This is a genomic window from Streptomyces sp. SID3343 (assembly GCF_009865215.1).
GTDB lineage: Bacteria > Actinomycetota > Actinomycetes > Streptomycetales > Streptomycetaceae > Embleya.
Genome location: NZ_WWJX01001330.1, coordinates 1 through 10,854 on the forward strand (window position 1 = coordinate 1; position 10,854 = coordinate 10,854).

Annotated in this window: 9 protein-coding genes; 5 read left to right on the plus strand and 4 right to left on the minus strand. The window is 72.6% G+C overall.

Features of this window, described 5'->3' with window-relative positions:
• Positions 1–1,797 precede the first annotated feature (1,797 nt).
• Positions 1,798–1,980, minus strand: coding sequence for a hypothetical protein (locus tag GT354_RS42205; RefSeq protein ID WP_161362106.1), 183 nt, complete (start codon positions 1,978–1,980; stop codon positions 1,798–1,800).
• A gap of 498 nt (positions 1,981–2,478) precedes the next feature.
• Between GT354_RS42205 and GT354_RS42215 the strand changes: the two genes are divergently transcribed.
• Both GT354_RS42215 and GT354_RS42220 read left to right on the plus strand, forming a co-directional pair.
• Positions 2,479–3,180, plus strand: coding sequence for a hypothetical protein (locus tag GT354_RS42215; protein ID WP_161362107.1), 702 nt, complete (start codon positions 2,479–2,481; stop codon positions 3,178–3,180).
• Between the two features lie 206 nt (positions 3,181–3,386).
• The gene (locus tag GT354_RS42220) at positions 3,387–3,755 is read left to right on the plus strand and encodes a hypothetical protein (protein WP_161362109.1); all 369 of its coding nucleotides are present in this window, start codon (positions 3,387–3,389) and stop codon (positions 3,753–3,755) included.
• Positions 3,756–3,867: 112 nt separating this feature from the next.
• On the opposite strand, the gene GT354_RS42225 is transcribed toward GT354_RS42220, so the two are convergent.
• Positions 3,868–5,223: a hypothetical protein gene (locus GT354_RS42225; protein ID WP_161362110.1), complete on the minus strand. Its 1,356-nt coding sequence runs from the start codon at positions 5,221–5,223 to the stop codon at positions 3,868–3,870.
• 207 nt (positions 5,224–5,430) lie between these two features.
• Between GT354_RS42225 and GT354_RS42230 the strand changes: the two genes are divergently transcribed.
• From GT354_RS42230 to GT354_RS42240, 3 genes are read left to right on the plus strand one after another with little or no spacing between them, the layout of a single operon-like run.
• Entirely contained in the window at positions 5,431–5,631 is a 201-nt protein-coding gene (locus GT354_RS42230) for a hypothetical protein (RefSeq protein WP_161362112.1), read from the plus strand.
• A complete protein-coding gene (locus GT354_RS42235) occupies positions 5,624–6,598 on the plus strand; it encodes a hypothetical protein (protein ID WP_161362114.1) in 975 nt (324 codons plus the stop codon). The genes GT354_RS42230 and GT354_RS42235 overlap by 8 nt, the downstream gene beginning before the upstream one ends.
• A gap of 2 nt (positions 6,599–6,600) precedes the next feature.
• Positions 6,601–7,437 (plus strand): lipopolysaccharide kinase InaA family protein, encoded by an 837-nt coding sequence (locus GT354_RS42240; RefSeq protein WP_161362116.1) that lies wholly within the window; start codon positions 6,601–6,603, stop codon positions 7,435–7,437.
• 336 nt (positions 7,438–7,773) lie between these two features.
• Here GT354_RS42240 and GT354_RS42245 read toward each other — a convergent pair whose 3' ends face one another.
• A complete protein-coding gene (locus GT354_RS42245) occupies positions 7,774–10,455 on the minus strand; it encodes a DEAD/DEAH box helicase (protein WP_161362118.1) in 2,682 nt (893 codons plus the stop codon).
• A 77-nt stretch (positions 10,456–10,532) separates the two neighbouring features.
• On the minus strand, positions 10,533–10,854 hold a 322-nt coding region (locus GT354_RS42250), incomplete at its 5' end, for a helicase associated domain-containing protein (protein WP_202512903.1).

Genomic DNA, 10,854 nt, shown 5'->3' on the forward strand with positions numbered 1-10,854 from the left:
CGCGCCGCGCCCGCGCACCCGCGCCGCCGCGCCGCACCGCGCACTGGCCCGCTGGCTGGGCCGCATTGCCATCGGGTGCGAATCCGGACTAACCATCCGGACAAGGGGAGATCAGCCAGCAAAGCCGGGCAAACAGCGCGAACGGTCCCGGACAAGGGGATAGTCGACCAGCCGGCCACCCCCTTGTCCGGCTCGGGACCGGCCGCCGGGTGATCCCTGTCGGCGCTGGTCACAGCCTCGGACAGACCGCGGACAAGGGGTCATGTGCTAGGCGCCGCGGCTTGCGCCCCACGCTGGCGGCCAAGAGGCCGCACCGCACCGTGCCGCACCGCACCCGCACCCGCACCCGCGCCGCACCCGCACCGCACCGCGCCGCACCCGCACCCGCACCGCACCGCGCCGCACCCGCACCGCACCGCACCGCACCGCACCCGCACCGCGCCGCACCCGCACCGCACCGCACCCGCACCGCACCGCACCGCACCCGCACCGCACCGCACCGCACCGCACCCGCGCCGTGCGGCGGCGCCCGGACCTCGACATCGACCGAACCCCGATGCGCACCGGCCCGCACCGTCGAGTACCCGTGGCCGCTCGGGAGGGAGGTTGTCACTCGGGTCGCCGCTCAAGGCGTTGCTCGGGTCGTCGCTCGGGTCGTCGCTCAGGTAGGCGCTCAAGTCGCTTCGGCCGCGACGGACAGACCGTGAAAATGCCTGGCCGGCGCCCTGGACAAGGGCCCCTGGAAGAGCCGACTACTTCCCCACACAGGGGTGCCGTCGTATCCGCCCTTGCCCGGAGCCCCTCGAACAGCCGCCGGCCGGGCCCGGTGCGAGCGCGTGCGGCCGTCCCGGCCGGCGGCCGAGGTTGCCTCTCCGGTTGCTTCGACCCATCCCCGTGCGCGGGCGAACAGGCTGGTCAGCGAGCTGATTCGGCATGGGAGAGCCGCCGACTACTTCTCCTGGAGACCCGTTCCGATCGAACGCGCCGTGTCGCAGGCCGCATTCTCGCCCGACCCGAGGCCCAGCCGACGGCGGACAAGGAGACGTGGGGCGCCGCGCCGCACCCGCACCGCACCGCTGGCAGGGTGCGCACCCGCGCACCGTGCCGGGACCCGTCGGGCGCACCCGGTGCGAGTCGTCTCCCGGACCGCCGGCCGTCGCATCCAGGGGCTGCCGTGCGGGTCCCGGCTCAAGTCCCGCCTCGGGTCCCGGCTCAAGTCCCGTCTCGGGACCCGCCTCAAGTCCCGGCTCGGGTCCCGTCGAGCATGCGGTGGAACCAAGGAAAACCCCTGGTCGGACACCGTGGACAAGAGGCCGCGAGGAGCCGACTACTTCTCCATGCAGGGGTGTCGTCGTATCCGCCGTGACCCGGAGCCCCTTGAAACAGCCGCGGGCCGGGCCCGGCGCGAGCGCGTGCGGCCAGCCCAGCCGGCCGGCCAGCCGAGGTTGCCTTTCCTGTTGCCCTACCTGTTGCCGTACCTATTGCGTTTCCTGTTGCCCTACCTGTTGCTTTTCCTGTTGCGCAAGCCGGTCCGCGCACACGGGCGAACAGGCTGGTCAACGCGCCGAACAGCGCGGCAGGGAACGCCGACTACTTCTCCTGGACACCCCTCACCTTCGGCCGGGGGCGCAGCCGTCGTGTCCTCGCCCGACCCGAGACCCTGCCCGACCCGTTCCGAGGCCCGCGAGCGCGGCGCTCCGCACCGGGCGGGCCCGACGGGACAATTCCCCCTCGCCCCGGCGACGCGCGACCGACACCACCGACCGAAACCAAGGGATGGCCCCGCTCCGCACCGAGTCAGGGCGCGGTGCGGGCCAGGACGTCCTTCATGTCGTCGACGGCCGCGAGGAGGCGCGCCGACTGCGTCGGATCGGTGGCCGCCTCCCGCCCGGCGGAATAGGAGAGCAGCCGAACCGCGTGCTCGAGCGCGCTCCGCAAGTCGCAGAGGTGGTCACGGGACTCGGCGGGCGTAGCGGCCATCGGATCTCCTACTCGAACAGTCAAGGAGGCCCCCGGTTGCTCCCGCGCCGGGCACAGCCCGCACAGCACGCCACGAGGCGAATGTGTGGACCCGACACGGGAACAGGCTCATCCTGCCGGCCACCCAGGACCGCACAGCGCCGTTTCCTCCGAAGAGCGACCGGACGGCGGCCGGCCCAACCGAGGTTGCTTTTGGGGTTGCTTTTGGGGTTGCTTTTGGCGTTGCCTTTGGGGTTGCTTTCGGGGTTGTCTTTGGGGTTGCTTTTGGGGTTGCCTACGCCGGTCCGCTCAAACCGGCGAACAGGCTGGTCAGCGCGCCGAACAGCGCGACCGGGAACGCCGACTACTTCTCCTGGACACCCCCTCACCTTCGGGCCGGGGGCGAAACCGTCGTGTCCTCGCCCGACCCGAGGCCCTGGCCCGTTCCCGGCCGGCCGGTGACAACCCACGGGTGCCCCGGGCGGATCGACGCCGGCGTGCCCCGGGTATCACCCGGGCATGAACGCCCTGAGCGTCGAGGACGCGCACGCGGTCACCGGTGACATCCGCCGCTCGCTCGCCGACGTCGCCACCGCCGTCACGCACCTGGCCTACCAGGTCCGCCGGGCCCACCGCGGCCGGGCCTGGACGGTACTCGGCTATCCCACCTGGGCCGCCTACGTCCAAGCGGAGTTCGGCATCGGCCGCTCCCACGCCTACCGGCTGGTGGACCTGGCGGACGCGGCGGACCGGATCACCGACACCGTCACCGCGATCGAGGGCACGTCCCACGCGTGGGACATCGCCCTGCCCGCCCTGTCCCACCGCCAGGTCGCCGACATCAAGGCCCGTCCCGAAGAGTTCGCCGATCTCCTCGCCGACCGCCTGCGCACCGCGCACGACACCACCCCCGGCGAACTCACCCCCGAGCACATCGCCGTCGTCGTCCGCGACACCGTCACACAACTGCGCACACCCACACCACCCACCCGACTCGACCCGGGCCCGTTCGCCGATCTGGCCGAGATGGTCGAACTCCTCAAGGCGTCAAGCCTGAAGCTGGGACGCCTCGCCCTGGAGATCGCCCCGGCCTACCAGTCCGACGACGTCGCCGCGGTACCACTGGCCGTCCTGGCCGAAGACATCGGCGAAAGCCTCGATCGACTGCTCGCGCTACGCCGGTACGCGATCACGGGCGATTGGCGGGCGGTCGACGGCTGACCGCGCCCCGGCCCGCGCCGCCCCGCTCGCGCCCGGCGTCCCGGCCCGGACCGACCAGCGCCACCGGCGGCCACGCCTGCCGAAGCCGCTCCCACCGGGCCCGCGTGACGGCCGCCGGATCCGCCGCAAGATCGGCGGGAAAGATCCTCTTCTCCTTGTCGGCGGTGGGGAGTACCGTTCCCGATCCCGATCTTGGGAGGCTTTTTGTGTGGGTCATCCGTGAATGGACCAACGACGACGGCCACACGGTCAAGTCCGTCATGACACAAGAGGTCGCCGCGCGATCCGACGAACAGATCCGCGCGATGCACCGCCACCTCGAACCCCTCGCACAGCGACCGCCGGACCCGGCGATGGAACCGATCAACCGCACCCTGAACACCAACCTGAACGCGTTCGTCATGGAACGCCTCGAAGGACTCCACACCCGCGGCCGACACGTCGGCCTGGGCGACCTGGTCCCCGGGCTGCTGCGCCCGGACATCGATCCGCAACTCCTGGCGACCATGGACCTGTTGTTCGACCAACAGATCGACGTGATCGCCGCCCGGATCCGCCGGGGCGAGGCGGGATGACCCGTCCACGGACCGGCCGCCCCCTCCGCCGGCCGTGAGACGACAAGAAGGCGTCGACCACACCACGTGGTCGACGCCTTCCCCGTCCCCGTCGCGCCCCGCGCCGGACGGCTCACGGCCGAACGTGTCCCTCGGTGGCCCTTCGCAGGAGCGCCGCGGCGGCGGGTACGCGGGCGTGGGGCCGCAGGCGGGCGCGCATGAGGATGATCGCGGTGTCCAGGCGTGCGCTGCGCAGGTGTTCGGCGTCGTCGAGCACTCCGGTCCAGGTGGCGCACGCCTCCTCGAGGCGGCCCAGGTCCAACAAAACCTCGGCCAGGATCGCGCCGGAGATCGCGCGGGGGTGGCGTTCGCGGTCGGGGCGGGCCCGGTTGCTGCGGGCCATCGCGCCGGCCGCCGCGGTCGGGTCGCCCAGGCCCCGGTGGGTCAGCGCGGCGGCGTGCTCCAGGGCCGCGCCGTGAAATCCGGTGCCGGGCCCGGCCCGGTTGTCGACGAGCTGCAGGGCGTGCTCGGTCGCGGTCAGGTGCCGCAGGGCCGCGCGCGTGTCGCGTTGTCCGCCGGCGGCGACGGCCCGCGCGGCGAGGACGAACGCCCGGTGTCGGGGTTGCGCGCGGATGCCGCCGGCGGCGCTGTGGGCCTGCTCGGCGAGATGGGCGGCCGTTTGGCTGTGGCCCAGACCTCGGGCCTGCAGGCTCATCCCGCGCAGAACGATCGCGTAGGCCGGGCCGTCGTCGGCGGACGCCGCGAGCCGGAGCGCCAAGGTGTACAACCGCTGGGCGCCGACGTGGAGTTCGCTGTCCCAGTGGTACCAGCCCACGGTGTAGGCGAGCATCGCGGCGCTGCTGTGCAGGTCGCGGCGCACGCGCTCGGAGGCGTCGGCGCGCAGGTAGGCGGCGACGTCACCGGTCAGGAAGGCGAGGGCGGTACTGCGGACCGCGCCCGAGCCGTGGACGTCGCCCAGGTCCAGAAGGAAGTCGGTCATCGCACGGACGCCCTCGACGTCGCTCGCGCCGACGCGGATGCCGGGTGAGGTCGCGGCGAGGGTGCCGCGCGCGGCGATGTCCTGCCAGTCGGGCAGGCCCCACACCGCGGCGAGCGAGTAGGCCCCGGACGTGACGAGTCGACGACGTTCCACGGTGCTCCCGAGTTCGGCGAGGGCGGTCGCGGGATCGAGATCCCAGGGCGGGCCGGGCTCGGCGCACACGCCCTCGGGCGCCATGCCGATGTCGGACACCACCAGGGGTCTACCCAGCCGGCGGGCCAACGCCTCCGCGAGGAACACCGGGACCGGGTCGCGCGGCCGCACACCGCCCAGCCACTGGGCGATCGAGGGCCGGCCGTAGTGGAGGTCGACCCCGGCCTCCGCCGCGACCGCGTTCACCGCGCGCGCCAGCGTGGCGTATCCGCAGCCGCACTCGTCGACCAGCGCCCGCAGCGCGGTGTTGGCGTTGGGCCTGTGCGCGTTCCCCATGGCGACCACCCCGAGGCGATGTGTGACGTCGATTAACGCGCTAAACGCCCCCGCGCACCAGAGCCGTGGTCGCGCGGGGCGAACAGGGTTTCACTGAGAGTGCGGCTCGATCGGGATCGGTTCGCCTCCCGATCGAGCCGGCCACCGACGCCCCGCCCGTCCCGGGCACGGCGTTCCACGGCACGTTCACGTGAAGGGACTTCACCGATGCGCGCACCGTTGATCCTCGGCCGCAGGGCCGCCGACCCCACCGAGGGCCCGCGCCCGTTGCCCGAGCACCGCTACGACCCGGCCGTGGGCGCGAACGTCGTCCCCGACGGCCGGCTCCTGGTCCACGCGGCCGCGCCCGATCTGGTCGCCGACTACACCCAGACGCAGGACCAGAGCGGATGGCACACGGATGACTGATCCCCTGCCCGGGGTCGTGGTCGTGGCCGCCGAGACGGACCTCACCGCCGACCTGGTGGTGAGCCGGCTCGGCGGCCACGCCGCCGTGGTGCGTCTGGACCCGGGCCGCATGCGCGAACAGCTCGCGGTCACCGGCGCGTTCGCCGCCGGGCGGTGGCGCGGCACACTGCGCCACCTCGGCCGCGCGGTGACCCTGGACCAGGGGTGCTCGGTGTACTGGCGCAAGCCCACCCGGCCCGAGAACCACGCCGACCGGGACGAGCGTTGGCGGGCGCACGAGAACACCACCGCACTGCTCGGGCTGCTCAAGGCCCACCCGTTGCGGGCCTGGGTGAACGATCCGACCGTCGTGGCGACCGCCCGGCACCGGGCCACGCAACTCGCGGCCGCCGCCCGCGTGGGCCTGACCGTGCCCGACACGTTGTTCACCAGCGACCCCGCCACGGCCCGCGCGTTCGTCGCCGACCATCACGACCGGGTCGTGGTCAAAACCCTCACCCAACGCCACACGTCGTTCGTGCCCACCACACGCCTGCGGCTCGCGGACGACCTCGCCGGCATCGCGGGGACCGTCCACTACCTGCAGGCCCTCGTTGCGGACCGGTGGTTCGACGCGCGGGTCACGGTCGTGGACCACCGCGCGTTCGCGGCCGCGATCACCACCCACGACGAACTCGACTGGCGCGCAGCCCCCGACACCCAACGCCGGATCGAACCCGTCGACCTGCCCGCGGACGTCGAGCGGGCCTGCGTCGCCCACGTCCGCGACCTCGAACTGTCCTACGCCGCTCTCGACTTTGTCGTCACCACCGACGGCTGGACGTACCTGGAAACGAACTGCGCCGGCGAGTACGGCTTCGTCGAGGCCCTGACCGGACTCCCGATCACGGACGCGATCACCCGGCTCCTCCTGCACGGGCCGGTCCGTTCGGGCGGCACCGCACCGTCCGAAAGCGCAAGGATGTGACGATGGACCCGCTTTTGGCCGCCGCCGTCGCGGCCCTCGATGTTCCCGACGAGCCCCGCCCGCTGAGCCCGTACCACGCCCGCGCGTGGCGCACCCGCAACTGGAAGATCAAGGCCGCCGGCACCCCGGCCGGCGTCGCCAAGGCGCTGCACGAGGTTCGGGCCGTCGAGCTGCTGCGCGACGCGGGGCTGACGACCACCACCGGGGCGCACGGCCGGATCGGCGACGAGGTGTGGACGGCGGTGACCTGGGCGCCCGGCGAGACCTTGTGGCAGTGGTGCGCCCACGGCGCCACCCCGCAGGATGTCGCGCCCCGGCTGCGCGACGTCGCCGACCGGGCGTTCGCGCTGCTGGGCCGATGGCACCGGGCCGGGTGGCGGCACGGCGACGTCCACCCCGGCAACATCCTGATCACCGAGACCGGCGACGTCGTGTTCATCGACCACGACCTGACTCACCACCGCGACCTGCTGCCCCTGCCCGGCCCGTACCGCGGCGGCGGCGACCAAGCCACCGCACCCGAGATCGCCCGCCGACTCCTGGACACCGGCCCCGACGTCGACATCGAACTCACCGCCGCCGCCGAGACCTACAGCCTGGGTGCCTCCCTGCGCTGGGCCTGGACCGGGCAGGCCCCCGCCACGCCCCGCGCGGTCGGCGCCGACGGTGTCACCCCGTCCGACGTCCTGACGGACATCGTCACCGGCCGCCGGCGCGTACCCCTGGCCGAAGCCCGGCCCTGGCCGGACCCCGACCTCGAACGCCTCGTCGAGGACACGATGCGCCTCGACCCCTCCGCACGCGGAACCGGAGCACCGGCACACTCCCGCCGGGCTTGACGACAACCAGTACGAGGTGCGCCGTTTGCCTTTGGGGTTGCTTTTGGGATTGCCTACGCCGATCCGCGAGGACCGGTGAACAGGCCGGTCAGCGCGCCTAACAGTGCGACCGGGGACGCCGACTACTTCTCCTGGGGACCCCTTGCCCGCGGCCCGGGGGCACAGCCGTCACATCCTCGCCCACCCCGAGACCCCGCCTGACCAAAGGGGCCGAGCACGGGAAGCGCCGTCCGGGATGCGAGGCATCCCGCAGGTTCGGCCGGCCTCCCGCAGGCGCCCGGAACGCGTGAGGGGCCGGCCCGGTTCACTCCGGGCCGGCCCCTCACGCGCGAACCGCTACGTCCACCGCATGCCCAGCTCGTCGAGCGCGGCCACCCGCTCCGCCGGCAACTTGTCGTGTCGGGTGCGGGTGTTGGTGACCCACACCCCCAACTTCACGTCCTCGCCCGCCCCGTTCGGCCCGGTGACGGTCTCGGTGTGTTTGCGTGGGACCTCGAGGTGTCCTTCGCGGGCCCGGTACGCCGCGGCGGCCGCCAGGCCCAGCGTGAACGCTTCATCGCGGCTGCGCCCGGCCTTGGCCCCGCCGGGCCGGGCCGGCTTGACGGGCGGCACCACCGGCGCGGGAACGCCGAGCCGGCCGAGCTCGTCGCGCTGCGCGGGGTTGAGCTCGTTCCAGCGTTCGCGTTGTCGGGCGATCCATTGGCCGATGTCGACGGCGCGGTGCAGCGTCCCGGCCTCGGGCAGCGGGACGTCGACGTCGTCGCCGAACCTCACACCGTCCTCGCCCGGGACCAGGCCGCCGACGTCACCATCGCGCCGCGCGGCGTGCGCACGAACCAGATGGGCCCCGACGTGGTGGAGGTGGCGCTGCCACTCCACACTCCACTGCTGCGGATTCCAGTGGGGGTCCAGGGCGTCCAGGGCCTCGCGCCGTTCGGGGTGCTTGTCGAGCGCGCGGGCGCGGCGCCTGCGGTTCTGGAGGAACTGCCCGATCGGGAACCCGTCCACCGCGGCGTCCAGCGGCGCGGCCAGGTGCCCGTGCAGGCGGGCGTACTCACGCGCTATGGCCAACCCGTCCAGCCACGCCTGATCGGTGGCCTTCCACACCATCCCCAACTCCTCCAGCACGGCGACCCGTTCACCGTCGAGCCGACCGAGAGTGTGCTCGCGCCGCTGCTCACTGATCCAGCCCCCCAGCGGGAACTTCACGTGGTGGTGGTCGATGTCGACGCTGTCGAGCGGTACGCGCAGGTGCCCGTTTTGGTCGTGATATCGGATCGCGGCGGCGTAGCCGCGCAGCCAGTTCCGTGATTGTGGGTCCAGGACGCGGGTGCGCACGAACCGCAGCAGTTCGACCGGGTCCCGCCGGGTGGGGAACAGCAACAGGGGTTGTTGTCGCTTCCGCTCGCCGTTGCTCCCGACCGGCAACGCCCGGGGGTCGTCGCCGGCTCGGGGCACGGCCAGGACGTCGACGATGTCCGCGTCGTGAGCGGCGAGGGCGTGCAGGACGCGGACCAGAGGATGCCAGCTGGGGGAATGGAGCATGTCGTCCGGTGTCTCGCCCGCTTCGAGGAAGATCGGCACGACGATCGACGCGATCTTGTCGCCGCGCTCCGAGGGACGAACGGCACGTCCGACGGCCTGGACGATCTCCACGATCGAACCCTTGGGGTCCAAGATCGCGACGCTGTCGATGGCCGGCACGTCGACCCCCTCGGCCAGCACCCGGCAATTCGAGAGGAACGCCCGCTCCACCGTCCCGCCGTTCCGATCGACGCCGGCGGCGAACTCGCCCAGGACGCGCCGCCGTCGGATCGCGTCATGTTCGCCGGAGAGCCATTCCGCCCACATCGCGGCCGGATACGACTTCGGGTCCCCGTCGCGCAGCCGCCGGAGTGCCTCGGGCAGGCCCTTGGCGAAGGCCTCGGCCTCGACGGTGCGGTGGTGGAAGGTCGCAACCCGTCGCAGGCCGTACTCGGCCGCCGTGGACAACATCGCCGTCTGCAACGCGGCCAACCGCGCGCCCCGAGACACCGCCCTTTCCTCAACATCGCGGATGTTGTCGGACCCGTCCTGGAGCACAGGGTCGGCCAACTCGACCACGATCACCCGCAACGGCGCCGCTATCCCCCGCCGGACGGCCTCGGCCAACGACAACCGAAAAACCACCCTGCCGAACATCCGTTCGTCGTCCATGCTGGCCGCGAGCCCACGCGGCAACGACGCGTACTCGAAATACTCCTCACCCTCACCGGCGAAGGAACCGGGCCCGACACCGTCCTCGTCGACGAGTGCCACGTCGTCCTGGTCCACGTCGACGAAGACGCCCTCGGCCCGGCCGTCGCCCTCTCCGATGTCGCACGTGTCCGACTCGGCCGGTCCCGACGCCAGGATCGCCCGCGCACTCTCCTGCGGCGGCTCCCAGATCCGCGGCGTCGCGGTCAGATACAACCGGCGCTCCGCCGGGACGAGTCGGTTGTCGTGGACGGCCGCCCACGCCTTCCCCAACCAACCGCTGGTGCGGTGTGCCTCGTCCACGACGACCAGGTCCCACCCGGGAACCCGGAGCCCGTAGGTGCCCGCGTGCGCCTCCAACAGCACACCGAGGGAGGCGTAGGTGCCGAACACGGTGACGTGCCGTCCCCCGCCGGTCCACAGGGCGAACTGGGGCGGACTGGTGGTGCACCGCACCCTTGCCGCGTCCAACGCGGGGTCGTCCTTCAAGGAACACACCGCGACCATCGCCCCGCCACGCCCCGCACGTCGCCACACCGCGACCGTCTGGGTCAAAAGATCGAGCGTGGGCACCAGAACCAGGACCCGCCCCTCGGCGGCGACACGAGCGGCCACGGCCGCGCCGACAAGGGTCTTGCCCGAGCCGGTGGCCGCGACGACCTGGGCGCGCAACCCCGCATGAGGACCGTCCCCGGCCCGCAACTCCCGATCGGTAGGCCGGGCATACTCGCGCACCACGGCCCGGACGGCCTCACGCTGATGTAACCGAAGCACAATTCCCATCTCCATCCCCCTGGACTTGTGAAGCCTCACGACGATTTAAAAAACGCAACCGACCTCACTCGAACCCCACACCCGTGTCATGTCCAGCGCATTCCCAACGCGTCGAGTGCGGCGATCCGCTCCGCGGGGAGTTTCGTCCGTCGGTTCCTGGTGGTGGTGACCCACACGCCCAACCTGACGTTCTCGCTCCACCCGTCGAACGCGGTTACGGTCTCGACGTGCCCGCGCGGGACCTCCAAGTGCCCGACGCGTTCCCGGTAGGCCGCCGCCGCGTTCAGCGCGATCCCGAACGCCTCCTCACGCGTGCGCTTGGGCCTGGTCCCGCCGGGCCCGTCCGCCGGCCCGGCCGCACCCGCCGGCGCCGCCGTGCCCACCGCCCCGGCCGAGACGGGCGGGGTG